This is a genomic window from Ancylobacter mangrovi (genome assembly GCF_024752355.1).
Lineage (GTDB): Bacteria > Pseudomonadota > Alphaproteobacteria > Rhizobiales > Xanthobacteraceae > Ancylobacter > Ancylobacter mangrovi.
Map to the genome: position 1 here is coordinate 188016 of NZ_JANTHZ010000006.1, position 15730 is coordinate 203745.

At 69.1% G+C, this 15730-nt stretch carries 11 protein-coding genes and 1 tRNA gene; 8 read left to right on the forward strand and 4 right to left on the reverse strand.

Annotated elements, in window-relative coordinates; all coding sequences use genetic code 11:
- Window position 1 precedes the first annotated feature (1 nt).
- The 4 genes from NVS89_RS14555 to NVS89_RS14570 all read left to right on the forward strand — a co-directional run bounded on the left by NVS89_RS14555 (window position 2) and on the right by NVS89_RS14570 (window position 4022).
- The gene (locus NVS89_RS14555; RefSeq protein ID WP_258733480.1) at window positions 2–1456 is read left to right on the forward strand and encodes a type I restriction-modification system subunit M; all 1455 of its coding nucleotides are present in this window, start codon (window positions 2–4) and stop codon (window positions 1454–1456) included.
- Entirely contained in the window at window positions 1453–3180 is a 1728-nt protein-coding gene (locus NVS89_RS14560; RefSeq protein WP_258733481.1) for a restriction endonuclease subunit S, read from the forward strand. The genes NVS89_RS14555 and NVS89_RS14560 overlap by 4 nt, the downstream gene beginning before the upstream one ends.
- Window positions 3177–3536: a hypothetical protein gene (locus tag NVS89_RS14565; RefSeq protein ID WP_258733482.1), complete on the forward strand. Its 360-nt coding sequence runs from the start codon at window positions 3177–3179 to the stop codon at window positions 3534–3536. Before NVS89_RS14560 ends, NVS89_RS14565 begins: the two co-directional genes overlap by 4 nt.
- Before the next feature lie 237 nt (window positions 3537–3773).
- Complete coding sequence (locus NVS89_RS14570) at window positions 3774–4022, forward strand: hypothetical protein (protein ID WP_258733483.1); 249 nt, start codon at window positions 3774–3776, stop codon at window positions 4020–4022.
- Window positions 4023–4129: 107 nt separating this feature from the next.
- On the opposite strand, the gene NVS89_RS14575 is transcribed toward NVS89_RS14570, so the two are convergent.
- Both NVS89_RS14575 and NVS89_RS14580 read right to left on the reverse strand, forming a co-directional pair.
- Window positions 4130–4203: transfer RNA gene (locus NVS89_RS14575), tRNA-Gln, on the reverse strand.
- 345 nt (window positions 4204–4548) lie between these two features.
- A complete protein-coding gene (locus NVS89_RS14580) occupies window positions 4549–5346 on the reverse strand; it encodes a lipopolysaccharide kinase InaA family protein (RefSeq protein WP_258733484.1) in 798 nt (265 codons plus the stop codon).
- A 382-nt stretch (window positions 5347–5728) separates the two neighbouring features.
- Between NVS89_RS14580 and NVS89_RS14585 the strand changes: the two genes are divergently transcribed.
- On the forward strand, window positions 5729–5935 hold the full coding sequence (locus tag NVS89_RS14585; RefSeq protein ID WP_258733485.1) for a DUF1127 domain-containing protein: 207 nt from the start codon (window positions 5729–5731) through the stop codon (window positions 5933–5935).
- Here NVS89_RS14585 and pbpC read toward each other — a convergent pair.
- Both pbpC and NVS89_RS14595 read right to left on the reverse strand, forming a co-directional pair.
- Window positions 5922–8012, reverse strand: a complete 2091-nt coding sequence (pbpC, locus tag NVS89_RS14590; protein WP_258733588.1) for a penicillin-binding protein 1C — start codon at window positions 8010–8012, stop codon at window positions 5922–5924. The genes NVS89_RS14585 and pbpC overlap by 14 nt on opposite strands.
- A 61-nt stretch (window positions 8013–8073) precedes the next feature.
- Window positions 8074–13413, reverse strand: coding sequence for an alpha-2-macroglobulin family protein (locus NVS89_RS14595; RefSeq protein WP_258733486.1), 5340 nt, complete (start codon window positions 13411–13413; stop codon window positions 8074–8076).
- Between the two features lie 269 nt (window positions 13414–13682).
- On the opposite strand from NVS89_RS14595, the gene NVS89_RS14600 reads away from it, so the two are divergent.
- Genes NVS89_RS14600 through NVS89_RS14610 form a run of 3 tightly spaced genes read left to right on the forward strand, consistent with a single transcriptional unit; the run spans window position 13683 to window position 15704 of the window.
- Window positions 13683–13964, forward strand: coding sequence for an acyl carrier protein (locus NVS89_RS14600; RefSeq protein ID WP_163074070.1), 282 nt, complete (start codon window positions 13683–13685; stop codon window positions 13962–13964).
- A 35-nt stretch (window positions 13965–13999) separates the two neighbouring features.
- A complete protein-coding gene (locus NVS89_RS14605) occupies window positions 14000–14515 on the forward strand; it encodes a 3-hydroxyacyl-ACP dehydratase FabZ family protein (protein WP_258733487.1) in 516 nt (171 codons plus the stop codon).
- Window positions 14508–15704: a beta-ketoacyl-ACP synthase gene (locus tag NVS89_RS14610; RefSeq protein WP_258733488.1), complete on the forward strand. Its 1197-nt coding sequence runs from the start codon at window positions 14508–14510 to the stop codon at window positions 15702–15704. Before NVS89_RS14605 ends, NVS89_RS14610 begins: the two co-directional genes overlap by 8 nt.
- The last annotated feature ends 26 nt before the right edge of the window (window positions 15705–15730 follow it).

Consider the following 15730-nt stretch of genomic DNA (forward strand, 5'->3'; position numbering starts at 1 on the left):
TATGATCGTCCGCACGACCGTCAAATCCATTCAGGATATCATGCGCCAGGACGTGGGCGTCGATGGCGATGCGCAGCGCATCAGCCAGCTCACCTGGCTGTTCTTTCTCAAGATCATTGACGATCAGGACCAGGAACTCGAACTGACGCGTGACGGCTACCGCTCGCCGATCCCGGAGCGCTTCCAGTGGCGCAACTGGGCAACGGACCCGGAGGGTATCACCGGGCAGAAGCTGCTCGACTTCGTCAATGACGAGCTGTTCCCGGCGCTGAAGGGGCTGCAACTCACCGGCCAGCCAGGCGACCGCCGCCGCGTGGTGCGCGACGTGTTCGAGGACGCCTACAACTACATGAAGTCCGGGCAGTTGCTGCGGCAGGTGGTCAACAAGATCAACCAGGTCGATTTCAACAATCTCGACGAGCGGCGGCACTTCGGCGAGTTCTACGAGCAGTTGCTCAACGACCTGCAATCGGCCGGCAATGCGGGCGAGTATTACACGCCGCGCGCCGTAACCGCCTTCATGGTCGATCGCATCGACCCGCGTCCCGGGGAAATCCTGTTCGATCCCGCCTGCGGCACCGGCGGCTTCCTGTCCTGCGCGATCAAGCACATGGAAGCGAAATACGTCCGCACGCCGAAGCAACGCACGGCGATGCAGGCCGGCCTGCGCGCGGTGGAGAAGAAGCAGCTTCCGCACATGCTCTGCGTCACCAACATGCTGCTGCACGGCATCGAGGACCCGAGCTTCGTGCGCCACGACAACACGCTGGCCCGGCCGCTGATTTCGTGGAGCAAGGACGAGCGCGTCGATATCGTCGTCACCAATCCGCCCTTCGGCGGCAAGGAGGAGGATGGCATCGAGAACAACTTCCCGACCTTCCGCACCAAGGAAACCGCCGACCTGTTCCTGGCGCTGATCGTGCGCCTCTTGAAACAGGATGGTCGCGCCGCCGTAGTGCTGCCGGACGGCACACTGTTCGGCGAGGGCATCAAGACGCGGCTCAAGGAACATCTGATGGAGGAGTGCAACCTCCACACCATCGTCCGCCTGCCCAATTCCGTGTTCAAGCCCTATGCCTCGATCGGCACCAACCTGCTGTTCTTCGAGAAGGGCACGCCGACGAAGGACATCTGGTTCTATGAGCACCGCGTGCCCGAGGGCCAGAAAGCCTATTCGATGACCAAGCCGATCCGGCTGGAGCATTTTCAGGGCTGCATCGACTGGTGGGGCGGCAAGGAACGTAAGGGCCGCGAGGAGACGCCGCAGGCGTGGCGGGTGACGGCCGAGGAAGTGAAGGCGCGCGGATTTAACCTCGACATCAAGAACCCGCACGCGGTGGCGGATGATCACGGCGACCCGGAAACGCTGCTGGCGGAGCTTGCCCGCGCCGAGGCCGAGACGGCGACCTATCGCGACCAGTTGAAGGCGATCCTGGCCGAGGCGCTGGCCCGATGAACGCCGAACGCCTGCTGGCCCATTACGAGAAGATCGCCGACGCGCCCGACGCGATTGCCCGCCTGCGCCGCTTCATTCTTGATCTGGCCGTGCGCGGCAAGCTCGTACCGCAGGATGCGAACGACGAACCGGCGTCGGAACTGCTGAAGCGGATTGCGAAGGAGAAGGCGCGGCTGGTGAAGGCGGGGGAGATCAGGAAGCCGAAGGCGATGCCTGCGCTTGCCGAAACACCGTTTCCGATCCCGCCGAATTGGCGATGGTCGCAACTTGCCGAAATAGGCGTGCTGAGCCCGCGCAACGAAGCATCCGACGCGCTCGAAGCGTCCTTCGTGCCAATGCCGCTGATCGCCGCCGAGTATGGCGTCGCGAACCAGCACGAGGTTCGCCTCTGGGGCGAGATCAAGAAGGGCTACACACATTTTGCCGAGGGCGACGTGGGCCTCGCCAAGATCACACCGTGCTTCGAAAACGGCAAATCGACCGTGTTCCGAAACCTTACTGGCGAGATCGGCGCAGGCACGACGGAGTTGCACATCGTCCGCCCGCTATTCGTCGATCAGGATTTCATTCTGCTATTTCTCAAGAGCCCGCATTTTATCGAAACCGGCATCCCGAAGATGACCGGCACGGCAGGCCAGAAGCGCGTGCCGACCGAATATTTCGCGCATTCGCCCTTTCCCCTCCCACCGCTCGCCGAGCAGCGCCGCATCGTCGCCAAAGTCGATGAACTGATGGGCCTGTGCGACCGGCTCGAAGCGGCGCGGGCGGGCCGCGAGGTGGTGCGCGACCGGCTCGCGGCGGCGAGCCTCGCCCGTCTCAACGCGCCCGATCCCAAAACCTTTGAAGGCGACGCCCGCTTCGCCCTCGACGCGCTGCCCGCCCTTACCACGCGCCCCGACCAGATCAAGGCCCTCCGCCAGACCATCCTCAACCTCGCTGTGCGCGGTAAGCTGGTGCCGCAGGATGCGGGGGACGAGCCGGCCTCGGCATTGCTAGAGCGGATCGCGAAGGAAAAGGTGCGGCTGATGAAAGCTGGTGCCATTCCCGCCAAAAAGGAACCTGTCCGCGATTCGGCTAAAATGACTGAGAAGCTTCCGGCATCGTGGTGCCCGATAGCGCTCGGGCAAGTCTGCAATCTGGTCACGAGCGGATCGCGTGGCTGGGCCGAGTTCTACGCGACTTCCGGTCCCAGCTTCATCCGGGCGCAAAACATCCGGTTCGGACATCTGCGGCTTAGCGAGCTGGCCTTTGTCAACCCGCCATCGAACTCTGAAGGAAGCCGAACCCAAGTCGCCAAAGGTGATTTGTTGATCGTCATAACGGGCGCGGGTGTCACCAATCCGGCGATACTTGATCACGATCCCGGCGAGGCATATGTCAGCCAGCACGTCGGCCTAGTTCGGCCAAGCGATCGAAGGCTTTCCGGATGGCTGCTTCTTTGCCTCATGGCGGGTGCGGGGGGGCGCTCTGAACTCGTTGAACGCGCCTACGGGGCAGGCAAGCCCGGATTAAACCTCGATAACATTCGATCGCTTTCCATTCCCCTCCCACCGCTTGCCGAACAACACCGCATCGTCGCCAAGGTCGACGCACTGATGGCGCTCTGCGACCAGCTGGAGGCCAGCCTCACCGCCACGGCCGCCACGCGCCGCCGTCTGCTCGACGCGCTCCTCGCCGAAGCCCTCGCGCCGGTGGACGCCCGCGAAATGGAGGCGGCGGAATGAGTTTTCGTGTTCTTGATGCGCTGCCGGCGCTCGTTCATCGGTTCGGCGAAACGGTCAACAAGGTTCCAGACGATAGGAACGGGCGGCTCGGACTTGAAAACAAGAAGGTGATGGGTTTCAAGACCGGTGGCGGAAAGGCCATCGGCTTGGATGTCTATCCCGCGAACCTCGATTGCGTGCGTCTATGGATCGAGCCTCCCGCTCCACCGCCAATGGCCGGTATCATCCTTCTGGAGCCGAAGAAATGCGCGGATCTTCGGCGCCGCGAATTGAGTGCGCTCGCAGACGCCAAAGGTATCTATATCGAGGCAAAAAGCAGAACGGCGTTCGAGGCGCTTCTTGAATGGTATTCCTGAGCGCCGATCATGCGCTGATGACGCTTCGCGACCGGCTCGAGGCGAGCCTCGTCTATGTCGGCTTCGGTCGCCTCGAAGGGATGCACTTCAGCGCCCCCAGCGCGCCTTTCAGGTTTCCCTCAGTCGGGGTGAGGCAGTTTCGAGGACATCGGCAACTCCAAGGGGACGGCTCACCATTGTTCTTGATTTGTTCGCAACGACAGCGCACTGTCCAGCCTCCACCTCGGGAGGCGTTCAATGACCAAGAAGACCTATTTCGTCGTCCAGCCCTTCGAGGCCGGTAAGCGCGGAGCCATCAAGGCCGGAATCCCCATGGAAGTGCGCAGTGCTGAAGATGCGGAGCGAGTTGCGAAGCGGTTGAGCTTGGTGAAAGCTGGCGCCATCGCGTTCGCCACGGACGTTGAGCAGGAGAGCGGTGAAGCGGACCCTCCGGTGCTCATAGCGTCGTTTGGAGAGGTCCCTGAGGCGGTGCTGGAGGCAAGCTAATGCCGCAGCTTCGCGGCCCTACTCACTCAAATATGGGTGTATTCGCGGGTGTATTTGCCGGGTGTGTCAGCGAAAATAAGTCTTTGACTTCAATGACTTGATTAAGGTGGCTGGGGGACCAGGATTCGAACCTGGACTAACGGAGTCAGAGTCCGCAGTTCTACCGTTAAACTATCCCCCACCGATGTCTTTGAAAATCAAGGGCTTTTTGCCCGTGTTTCACAAGACCGGCGGCCGGTTTTCATGAACCCGGCGGCGAACGGGCGGGATATAGCGCCTCACAGGTGCGCGGTCTACCCCCTTTCACACAAACTGTGAACGGCCCGTGACGGCGCCGCCGCCTCGCCGCGCGCTCGCCCATCAGATGCGCGACCAGGCGGGAAATGGCGGCCAGGAACTGCCGCACCCTGTCGTGCCGAGGCTTCCGGCGGGGTTGTCCCATGGCGGAGCACCCCTGCCGCAGCTTTCCGGCGGCAGCCGGCAGCGTCCAATGCTCCGCCGCCAGGCTCTGTGCCCCCAACCGCGTTCAGTCCCCCAACGGGCGACCGATCAGCCAGCCGAACCAGCCGGTCAAAGCGTCGGCGTAGAGCGTGCCGAGGCACATGGTGATCTGCCAGCCGTCCTCGCCCAGCCAGGGCAGCATCGGGCGCAGCAGCAGGTAGACCGGCAGCAGCAGGAGGCCGGCGATGCGGAAATCCCAGGGCGAGCGCAGGCGGCCATAGGCTTCCAGCGCCAGCAGCGTCAGCTTGCCCTCCGGCGCGCGGCGGGTCAGCGACAGCGTCAGCATGAACAGGTCCATGACCCGGTTGTAGAGATGCGGCAGGCCCGAGACCGGGTCCTCGAAGTCGATCATGCCCATGGCGCCGTCGAGCACCACGAAATTGCGCACCCGCGCCGCCCCGTGCCACTGCCCGACAGTGTGAAGCTGCGCCAGCAGCGTCGCCGCCTGCGAGACGAGGCCGCGCACGCGCTCGGAGGCGGTGTCGGCGCGCAGGATCGAATCGAGCGTCTCGCCCATGTCGTCGAGCGCCACATAGTCCGGGCCGATGGCGACCACCTCGGGCACGTTGAAGCCTGCGCGGCGCAGCGCCCGGAGCCGCGTCACCTCCGTGTAGACGCGCTGGCGCGCCAGCGACATCCGGCGCAGCGGCAGGCTCGCGATCTGGCCGAGCAGGCGCTGGCCCCAGTTGCGGTAGTTCTTCTCGCCGTACTTGACCCAGACGGCGCGGTTGCCGGCCATGACTCGGAACACCCGCCGCTGCCGGTCGCCCTGCTCGGCGATCAGGGCGTCGATGCGCTTCCGGGGGATCTTAGGCGACGACATACTGTCATTGAATCGTCATATCGACGGTATCGCAAGCCCGACGAACGCATCACTCCTTGCCGGAACGCACGCCCGGAGCCGCCCGACGGCCATCGGCGCATCGTTCACGCAACGAAGGGCGTACCACCGGCTGCGCTCAGAGCATGGCGCCCCGGCCCATCCCTGGTTGCGAAACGGCGCTCACTTTCGCAATTGGATGTATTTTACTACCATCGACTGCGGCGGCCGCAGGGCTGAGGTTTCATGGCACCTCCACGCGGCAAGTTCCCACAGGTCAACCCATGCATCGGACTCAATGCTGTCATGCAGCATCCATGCTTTTGCAATGCATCAGAGCGTCTATATTCCTGGCATACAGAATACATTCGCTGGAGATTTTCCAATGACCACCGCTTCGCTGACCCGCCACAACACCCCGGACTTCTTCTCGCGCTTCGTCGAGAGCGTCGCCTCCTTCTTCGACGCCGTGGCCGAAGGCCGCCGCATCGCCCAGCGTTACGAGACCCTGTCGCGCATGTCCGACGCCGCTCTCGCCCGTCGTGGCCTGACGCGCGCCACCATCGCCCACGCTGCCGTCAACGGCCGCTGAGCCGACCCGTCAGATGATGTGCCGGAAGTGCTGAGCGCCCTTCCGGCGTCGTGATGCGCAAGACGACACTGTCGGTCGCACCGGCAGCGTCCATGACCGTCAGGCGGACGAAGCCCGCACCCCCCGGCTGCCAGAACAGGGTAGCCCCGCCGGTGGGCGGGCCGTTCGGCACCCCGTCGACCAACACGGTCAGGGGCGCCCTTCCGCCATTGACCTTCAAAGCCAGCGGTTCATTGCCGTCCTGCTCCAGCCGGGCTCCGTCCGGCGGGAACGCTATCGTCGGCCCTCCCCCCGTGGCGACCTCGCCTGCCATCCGGCCGAAATGCCGGAGCGGCGGCGGCAGGTCGCCATTGCGTGCCACCAGCGCCGCGCGCGGCGCGGGATCGAGCGGGGCCGGCTTCGTCACCAGCCGCGCGAAAGCCTCGAACAGGATCGGCGCCGCCGCCTCGCGCCCAATCATGTTGGGCACCGGCTGCCCGTCCGGTCGCCCGACCCAGACCGCGATCGTGCGCCGCCCGTCGAACCCCACCGCCCACGCGTCCCGATAGCCGTAGGACGTCCCGGTCTTGAAGGCGATCCGCCCCGTGCGCGCGTTGAGCGGCGCGGGCGTGCCCAGCAGCACGTCGGCGAGGTACCACGCCGCGATCCGGCCCAGCAGCCGATGTTCGGGTGCCGGCGCGCCCTCCCCCGCCCCTTCCCGCATGCGCGTCGCCAGCGCGTGCACCCGTCCCCCGTCCGCGATCCCCGCATAGAGCCCGGCCAGCGATTCAAGGCTGATGCCGGCGCCGCCGAGCCCGACCGCCAGCCCCGGCACCTCTCCGGGCGGCAGATGCAGCGCGAAGCCCGCGCCGCCGAGCCGGCTCGCCAGACGCTGCGGCCCCACCGCCTGCAGCAGCGCCACCGCCGGCACGTTCAGCGAGAACTGGAGCGCCTGCCGCACCGAGACCGTGCCCTGATAGTCGCGGTCGAAATTGCGCGGGTGATACGCGCCGAAATGCGAGGGGCGGTCCTCGATCAGCGTCTCGGGATGCGCCACGCCGTCCTCGAAGGCGAGGCCGTAGATGAACGGCTTCAGCGTCGAGCCGGGCGAGCGCAGCGCGCGGGTCAGGTCCACCGCGCCGGCGCGTTCGGCGTCGAGCGGGTCCGCGCCGCTGACGCGGGCCAGCACTTCGCCGGTCGCGTTGTCGACCATCACCATGGCCAGCGAGACATGGGGGCCGAGCTCGTGCACCCGCTCTCGGGCGAGCGCTTCCAGCCGGCTCTGCGCCGAGGCGTCGATGGTGAGGTGGTGCACCCGCGCGCCCGGCCGCTCGCGCCGCGCCGCCTCGGCCGCATGGGCCGCCAGCATCGGCATGTCGAGCCGCCCGGCCGGAATCGCCGCGTGACGGGCGAACTCGGCTTCCGGCGCGCCGAACAGCCCGGCATCGCGCAGCCGCGCCAGCACCGCCGCGCGGGCGCGCTCGGCCTCTTCGGGATGGCGGTCGGGCCGGCGCATCTCGGGTGATTGCGGCAGTGCGACCAGCAGCGCCGCCTCGGCCAGCGACAGCCGGCGCGGCTCCTTGCCGAACCAGGCGAGGCTCGCCGCCCGCACGCCCTCGATATTGCCGCCATAGGGCGCGAGGGCCAGATAGAGCGCGAGGATCTCGCGCTTCGACAGCCGCGCCTCCAGCTCGATGGCGCGGCGCATCTCCGACAGCTTGGCCCCGATCTTCGCCAGCAGCCCTCCGCCCCGGCGCGGCTCCAGCAGGCGCGCGACCTGCATGGTCAGCGTCGAGCCGCCGGAGACGATGCTCCCATGGGTGAGGAGCTGGCCCGCGGCCCGCAGGATCGCCACCGGGTCGACCCCGCCATGGCGGTAGAAGCGGTGGTCCTCATAGGCGATGAGCATGTCGACATAGCGCCGGTCGACCTCGGCGAGGTCCGGCGCCAGCCGCCAGCGCCCGTCGGCGAGTGCGAAGGGGCGCAGCAGCCGCCCCTCGCGGTCCAGCACCTCGGTCGAATAGGCGAGCGGCGGCGCGGGCGGCGCCCCGGCCCGCACCCCGACGAGCCAGGCACAGGCACCGCCGACGACGAACATCGCGCCGATCAGGGCGATGCCGGCCGCGCGCTGCCAGAACCGGCTCACCGCGCGAACTCCATCATCGCGCCGGCCCCGTCACCTCGGTGCGCCCGGCCGCCGTGCGCGCGAAGCGGCCGGGGCGATACATGTCCTCCACCGTCGCCGGCGGGTGGGCGTAGCTTCCCGGCGAGACCGTCCGCACCACATAGGCGACGCGCAGCAGCTCCGGCTCCTCCGAGCCCTGCGTGCGGTCGAAGGCGGCGGCGAAATAGGCGTCGCGGAACTCGGCATGGGCCGCTTCCGTGGTCTCGCCGAGCCAGGCGAGCGCGCCCGCATCCGAGCCCACCGCCAGCGCCGGATTGTCGATCTCGAAGCCGGCCGGCAGGTAGTCGACCAGCAGCACATGGCTCTGCGCCGCCTCGTCCTCCTGCGCCTCCAGCACCACGACGAGCCGCGTGTTCTGCGCCACCTTGGCCGGGTCGGCCGGCGCGCCAGCGAGCGTGAAGTAGCTGCGCGTCAGCGAGAAGCCGTTCGCCGCCGCCGGCTCCGGCGTCACCGGCGGGCCGTCGATCGACACCGCCACGTCGAGCGGCGCGGTGCCACGATTGGTGAGGGTGATCGGCCCCGCCTCCAGCTCCTGCGGCGTCAGCGCGCGCTCATAGATGCCGGTATGGGCGACGCCGTCTATGTCGAGCGCCACGCCCTTGCCCTCGCGCGCCGCGCGGGCGGCGAGCAGCAGCCAGGCGTCTTCCTGGGTCGAGGTCGGCCCGGCGTCGACGAAGGCGGTAGCGACCCGGGCGCGGGCGGTGCGCGCCGCGCCGGTGAAGCCGGCCTCGGAGGCGAGCGTCGCCACGCCCGCCGCGTCGCGCAGCACCGAGCCGAAATCGGGCCGGCCGGCCACCAGCGTCTGCGGCGCGTCCGGCAGCAGCTCCAGCGCCGCGCCGAACACGCGCTCGGCCCGGCTCTTGTCGCCGAGCATGGCAAGCGCCGCGCCGATCTGGCCGCGCGCGAACGGGCTTTCCACCGCGTCGAGCTTGGCGTCGGCGACATAGCGCAGGTCACCCAGCGGCGCCCTTCCGTTGCGCGCCAGCACGTAGATCGCATAGGCCGCGCCCTCGTCGGTCGCCCCGTCGCCGGCATAGGCGATGGCGTTGCGCAGCCGGTCGAGCGCGATAGCGAAGGGCTGCTCGGGCACGGTGAAGCCCCGCTCGCGCGCCCGCGTCAGGAAATCGGTCACATAGGCGTCGAGCCACAGGTCGTTGCCGCCCGCCTGCCACAGGCCGAACGAGCCGTCCGAGCCCTGCCGGGCGACCAGCCGCGCGATGGCGTTGTTGATCGTCTCGCCCGGGTCGTGGGCCAGCCTGAACCGCTCCGGCCCGCCGAAATCGGACAGGTACAGCAACGGCATGGCGCGGCTGGTGAGCTGTTCCGAACAGGTGAAGGCGTAGCGGTCCAGCGCGCCGAACAGCGCCGGCACGTCGAGCGCGGGATCGCCTCCGGCGAACACGCTCACCCCGCCCGTCCCCGGCACCAGGTCGGCGACGAGGTCGCGGCTCAGCGTGATCGAGGCGCCCGGCTCGATGGTCTGGACGCTGCGGCGCGAGATCGCGGGATAGGCGGGACGCACGTTCAGCCGGTAGTCGCGGGCGATGTCGAGCCCGCCGGGCCCGGAAAGCCGCACCGACACCTTTGCTTCGCCCAGCCCCGTGCCCGTGAGCCCAAGGCTGAACGCCTGCCGCCCGCCCGCCTCCAGCGGCACCGTATGGGGCGCATCGGCCACCGCGACCGGCCCGTCCGTCACCACGTCGAGCGCGTAGTCGCCCGCCGCGCCGTCGACGTTGGTGATGGCGAGATGCAGGTTCGAGCGGTCGCCCTCGGCGAGGAAGCGCGGCAGCGTCGCGGTGATCACGACGGGATCGCGGATCGTCACGTCCGCCTCCGCCTGCCCCACCGCCGCACCGGACCACGCCACCGCCATCAGCTTGCCGGTGCCATCGAAGGCGGGAATGTCGAAATCGACCGTGCCCCGTCCGTCCGCGTCGAGCTTCACGACGCCGGAGAACAGAGCCAGCGGCGGCTGGGTCGGCGGCTCGGCCTGCAACCCGCCGGCCATCGCGTCGCCGCCCGAACGCAGCCGCCCGCGCCCGCCGAGCATGCCGTCGATGAGCTGGCCGTAGAAGTCGCGCACCTCCGTGCCGAGCGCGCGCTGGCCGAGATAGAAGCCGTCGGGATCGGGCGCCTTGAAGCCGGTGAGGTTGAGGATGCCGACATCGACCAGCGCCACCGTCACATAGGCTTCGCTCCCCCGGCCCGGCCCGCCCACCTCGATCGGCACCGACATGGTGGTCTGCGGGCGCACCTGCGCGGGGGCGTCGAGCTTCACGTCGAGCACGCGCTGAGCCCGGTCGACGCCGAACCAGGCGAGGCCGATGGCGCGGCCGGGATTGCGCCCCGCCGCCACGTCGAGCGGACGGTGCAGGAAGGCGAGCGCATAGGCGCCCGGGCCCCAGCCCGCCGCCACCTCGAACGTCGCCGAGCTGTCGCCGGCCGGCACGTCGAGCGTCTTCGAGGCCAGCACGCCGTCGCCCACGATCATCACCGTCGCCGAGCCGGCATAGCGGCTGGTGAGGTTGACCTTCAGCGTGTCGCCGGCCGCGTACTGCTCCTTGTCGAGGCCGACCTCCAGCCGGTCGGGCGCGTCCGCCGTCGCGCCGCCGCCCCAGCCGGCCTGGAACGGCACCACCGTGCCGAGCGCACCGTCCGCCACCTCCAGCCGGTAGCGGCCCCATTCGACCGGCAGGCTCAGCCGCGCCGGCGCGTCCGCCTTGAGGTCGAGCGTGCCGTCGGCGACCTTGCGCGTCGCCTGCACCGGCTCGAAATCCCAGGACGAGCCGGTCCGGTACCATTGATAGCGGGTCTCGACGCGGTACAGCGCCCAGGTGGCGCCCGGCCGGGCGACCGGCTTGCCGTCCGCATCGAAGGCCTGCACCTCGAAGCCGGCCTGCGCGTTCTCGCCCGGCCCGTCGGCGCCGAACAGCGGCTTCACGCCGAGCCCGATCCCGGCGGGGCGGACCGGCAGCACCAGCAAGCGCCGCACCGAGCGCCCGCCGCCCTCGTCGAGCCCGACGAAGATCTCCGCCTCCAGCGGGCGCGCCGTGGCCGGCAGCGACGGCAGCGCGACGGTAAGCGAAGCCTTGCCGGTCGGGTCGGTCACCGGCGCGTCGGGCACCGGCTCGCGCACCGGGGTGAAGCCGTCATCGGCGCGGCCGAAGCGCCATCCCGGCAGGTTTGGGCGCGCGTCCGCCACCCGGACCTCGATCTCGCCCTCGATGTCGAGCCCCGCCGCCGGCGGACCGAACAGCCAGCGCCCCTGCACATCCACCTCGATCGGCGTGCCGGGCGCGATCGCCGTGGCCGTGCTCGTCAGGTCGAGCGCGAGGCGCTCGGGCACGTAGTCCTCGAGCAGGAAGGTGGTGGAGCCGATCGGCGCGCCCTTCGGGTCGACATAGGCCTCGACGCGCCAGGTGCCGGTCATGGCGCCGCTCATCAAATCGAACGCGGCCGCGCGCCCGCCGGCGCCCTGGTCCTGCACCAGCACGCGGGCGTCCTCGACCCCGTCCGGCCGCTTGAGGATCAGCGTCAGCGGCACGCCGGTGACGGCCTGCACCTGAGGATCGCGCAGCAGCGCGGTGACGTGCACGCTCTCGCCGGAGCGGTAGACGCCCCGCTCCGTGGTCACGAAGGCGTCCATGCGTGCCGGCGCCGCGCGCCCGCCCACGCCCCGGTCGGTCAGGTCGAACGCCTGGTCCTCCAGCGACAGGAAGGCGTAGTCGCCGTCCTTGGCGCGGGCGACCAGCACGGTCGGGGCGAAACCGTCCGTACCGCGCACCAGCCCGGCATCGAAGGTCGCCTCGCCCGAGGCGTCGGTGGTGGCGGTGGCGAGCACCTCGTTCGACTTGGCGACGAGGCTGATCGCCACCCCGTCGAGCGGCTGCGCGGTGCCGAGCGCGCGCACCAGCACGGTGAGCCCGGTGTCGCCCGACAGCGCGGTCATGCCGAGGTCGGACACGACGAACCACTGCGTCGCGCGCGAATTCCACTCGACGTTCGGGTCGGCCGCGTCTCCGGCAGGCCGCGCGGCCAGCACATAGACGCCGGGCGCCAGCGTGCCCACCGCCTCGTCCACCGGGAAGGAGGTGGTGACGTCCTCGTTCAGCGGCGAGGCGGTCTCCAGCTCGCCCTTGAACACCAGCTCGGCCTGCCCGTTCTTGAGCTGCTGGAGGTCGTAGGCGCCGAGGTCGCGCCGGAAGTCGCCGTCGAGCGCGGTCGGGATCAGGCTGCGGTCGCCGATGCGGTAGAGCTCGACCCCGACCAGCGAGGTGTTCACGCTCACCAGCGGAATGCCGCGCGGGCCGGTGCGGGGCAGCACGTAGTTGCGCCCGGTGAAGCGCACGCCCGGCTTGCGGTCACGCACATAGACGGTGAGCTCGGTGCCGTTCTGCAGCGGCTCTGCGGCGATCGAGGAGGGCAGCCCCGCGCGCAGGCGCAGCTCGTAGCTCTCGCCATGCTTCAGCCCCTCGACGCAGAGCTGCTGGTCCTGCGCCGTGACCGCCGGCTTCTCCACCGGCCCGTCCGGCCCGGTGAGGCCGACGAAGGAGGAGAAGTCGATCCCGCCCGCCGCCAGCGGCTCGGAGAACTGCACGCGGATGCGCGGATTGGCGGCGTCCGAATCGACGCTGTAGTCGAGAATGCGGAAGCCGCGCTCGGTCCTCAGCTTGTCGTAGAAGGCGCGCTGGCTCGGCACGTCCACATAGGTGAAGGCCTGGGTGAAGGTGTCGAGCGAGGCCCGCCAGAGCGAGCGCGTGTCGTAGAGATGGGCGATGGCGTAGAGCGCCGTCGCCTGCTGGTCGCGCGTGGACGCGTTGCGATAGGCGAGGAAGGAGGCCGCCTGCGCGCGGTCGAGGAAGGTGTCCGAGCCCTCATTGTCGTCGGGCTTGATGCGCATCAGCGCGCGGGCGAGCTGCATCCACAGGCCGGAATCGGTGCGCGCGCGCTGGGCGAGCCGGCCGTAGATCTCCGCCGCCCGGCGCGCGTCGCCGGACGCGAGCGCAGCATCGCCGTCCCGGCGAAGCTGCGCCGCCGGCTTGGCGAGCGGCGCGCGGTCGCGCGAGAGCAGCGCCTCCAGCCGACGTGCGGATTCCACGAGGTCGGGACGCGAATAGGTGGCGGGCAGCGCCGCCTCGGACGCGGCCGTGGCCACCCCTCCGGCCGCTCCCCCGCTCTGGGCGGCGGGCGCCGGCCGCACGGGCGGCTTGGGCGGCGTCTGTGCGAAAGCCGAGGAGATCAGGAGAGCCCCGAGCACGGCCGGCACGGCGATGCCGCGCCCGATCCATCCCCGAGCCGACGACAACGCGAACATGGCACTTCCCCGTTTCCAGCCGGACGGTACCCTAACGATAGGACGGTTTGGCCCGCGCGGCCATCCACGTTCCGGCCATGTTGGCGGCGCAGCCTTCTTTGCGCGGATGTCACACAGCCGAGGATTGCCGTGCGCGCGCCATTGAATAGGCGTTCGCGCTTCGCTATACGGGCCGTCATCCATCAGGAGGCCCGCCGCCGCGGCAGCGGCTGGCGTGCGCTCCTTATCCACCGTGGGCCGGACGCGGCCGCCGAGACCAGAGGCATTCCATGTCGACCACGTTCGAGACCGTTGCCAACATCATCGCCGAGACGTGCGACATCCCGCGCGAGAACATCACGCCGGAAAGCCACGCCATCGACGATCTCGGCATCGACAGCCTCGACTTCCTGGACATCGCGTTCGCGATCGACAAGGCGTTCGGCATCAAGCTCCCGCTGGAGAGCTGGACGCAGGAAGTCAACGAGGGCAAGGCGACGACCGAGCAGTACTTCGTGCTCAAGAATCTTTGCGCGCGCATCGACGAGCTGATTGCCGCCAAGACCGCCTGACCGGCAGGCGGAGCGAGGGTTAAGCAGGACGGCTCATGCGGCTCGAATATTTCCAGATGGTCGACAAGGTGCTGGCACTCGATCTCGAGGCCCGCACGCTGAAAACGGCCAATATCGTGCCGGATCAAAGTCCGATCTTCGAGGGGCATTTCCCCGGCCATCCCCTGCTGCCCGGCGTGCTGCTGTTCGAAATCATGGCGCAGACCTGCGGCATGCTCCTTCTGCGCCTGCACAATTACGACCGCATGGCGTTCCTCGCCTCGGTCGACAAGGGCAAGCTGCGCACCTTCGTCACGCCCGGCCAGACCATCGAGGTGCATGCCGAGATGGTCCATGACGGCTCCGGTTTCGCCCGGCTCAAGGCCGCCGGGCAGATCGAGGGCAAGCTGGTCTGCAACGCGGAAGTGACGCTGAAGACCATGCCCTTCCCGGCGCCGGAGCTGCGCGGCTATCTGCTGCAAACCGCCGAGCGTATCGGCATGCCCATGGGCGCGCCGGCCGATGTCGGCTCCGCGGCCCCGGCAAGTGCAGGAAATCTCACGAATGTCTGACCGCCGCGAGGTGTGGATCACCGGCATCGGGCTCGTCTCGTCGCTCGGTGAAGGCCTGGAAGCCCATTGGTCGGCGCTGAACGACGGCTCCCGTCCCGTCATCGACGAGACCCGCTTCGCGCCCTACGTGGTGCATCCGCTGGCGAGCGTGAACTTCGACCAGCAGATCCCCAAGAAGGGCGACCAGCGGCAGATGGAGCCGTGGCAGCGCATCGGCACCTATGCGGCCGGGCTGGCGCTGGATTCGGCCGGCCTCAAGGGCAACAAGGAGATCCTCGGCGCCACCGACATGGTGGTCGCGGCGGGCGGCGGCGAGCGCGACCAGGCGGTCGACGGCGCCATCCTCACCGAGATCGAGAACCAGGCGGCACCGGACGTGTTCCTCAACGAACAGCTCCAGTCCAACCTGCGCCCGACGCTGTTCCTCGCCCAGCTTTCCAACCTGCTCGCCGGCAACATCTCGATCGTCCACGGCGTCACCGGCTCCTCGCGCACCTTCATGGGCGAGGAAAGCTCGGGTACCGACGCGGTGCGCATCGGCTTCTCGCGCATCGCCGCGGGCACCAGCGAGATCGCCCTGGTGGGCGGCGCCTACAATGCCGAGCGGCGCGACATGCTGCTGCTCTACGCGCTGAAGCGCCTCGCCATGCACGCGCCCTGGGCGCCGGTGCTGACCGAACCGAAGGGCGTGCCGACCGGCTCCGCCGGTGCCTTCCTGGTGCTGGAATCGCCCGAGCACGCCACCGCCCGCGGCGCCAGGCCGATCGTCAAGCTGTCCGGCGTCTGGTCGGACCGGGCGAAGCGCGGCGAGCCCGGTGCGGTCGAGAAGGTGCTCGGTATGCTGGTCGACGCCGCGCGGGCGGCGGGCGACACCGGCGAGGACGCGCAGACCGCCATCCTTTCCGCCGCCAGCGGCGCGCCGGACCCGACCCGGGCCGAGGTCGCGGTGCTGGAGAAGTCCGGCCTTCCGGTGCGCTCCGTCACCGACCGCGTCGGCCACGGGCTGGAGGCGCAGATGCCGGTGGCGCTGGCGCTGGCCGCGCTGTCGGTCTCCGAAGGGCGGCTTTTCGCCCCGCTCGCCGGCGAGCCGATGGAAAAGCCTTTCGACGGCCCGCTGTCGCGTGCCATCGTAACCGCGGTGGGGCATTGGCGTGGGGAAGGTGTCGCGCTGGTGGAGCGCGCCGACTGACCCCATATGCGGAAGCACATCGCTTC

Excerpts from the sequence above, each read along its gene's own strand:
- NVS89_RS14555 (WP_258733480.1), top strand. The coding sequence starts at position 2 with ATGATCGTCCGCACGACCGTCAAATCCATTCAGGATATCATGCGCCAG.
- NVS89_RS14560 (WP_258733481.1), top strand. The coding sequence starts at position 1,453 with ATGAACGCCGAACGCCTGCTGGCCCATTACGAGAAGATCGCCGACGCG.
- NVS89_RS14565 (WP_258733482.1), top strand. The coding sequence starts at position 3,177 with ATGAGTTTTCGTGTTCTTGATGCGCTGCCGGCGCTCGTTCATCGGTTC.
- NVS89_RS14570 (WP_258733483.1), top strand. The coding sequence starts at position 3,774 with ATGACCAAGAAGACCTATTTCGTCGTCCAGCCCTTCGAGGCCGGTAAG.
- NVS89_RS14580 (WP_258733484.1), bottom strand. The coding sequence starts at position 5,346 with ATGTCGTCGCCTAAGATCCCCCGGAAGCGCATCGACGCCCTGATCGCC.
- NVS89_RS14585 (WP_258733485.1), top strand. The coding sequence starts at position 5,729 with ATGACCACCGCTTCGCTGACCCGCCACAACACCCCGGACTTCTTCTCG.
- pbpC (WP_258733588.1), bottom strand. The coding sequence starts at position 8,012 with ATGTTCGTCGTCGGCGGTGCCTGTGCCTGGCTCGTCGGGGTGCGGGCC.
- NVS89_RS14595 (WP_258733486.1), bottom strand. The coding sequence starts at position 13,413 with ATGTTCGCGTTGTCGTCGGCTCGGGGATGGATCGGGCGCGGCATCGCC.
- NVS89_RS14600 (WP_163074070.1), top strand. The coding sequence starts at position 13,683 with ATGTCGACCACGTTCGAGACCGTTGCCAACATCATCGCCGAGACGTGC.
- NVS89_RS14605 (WP_258733487.1), top strand. The coding sequence starts at position 14,000 with ATGCGGCTCGAATATTTCCAGATGGTCGACAAGGTGCTGGCACTCGAT.
- NVS89_RS14610 (WP_258733488.1), top strand. The coding sequence starts at position 14,508 with ATGTCTGACCGCCGCGAGGTGTGGATCACCGGCATCGGGCTCGTCTCG.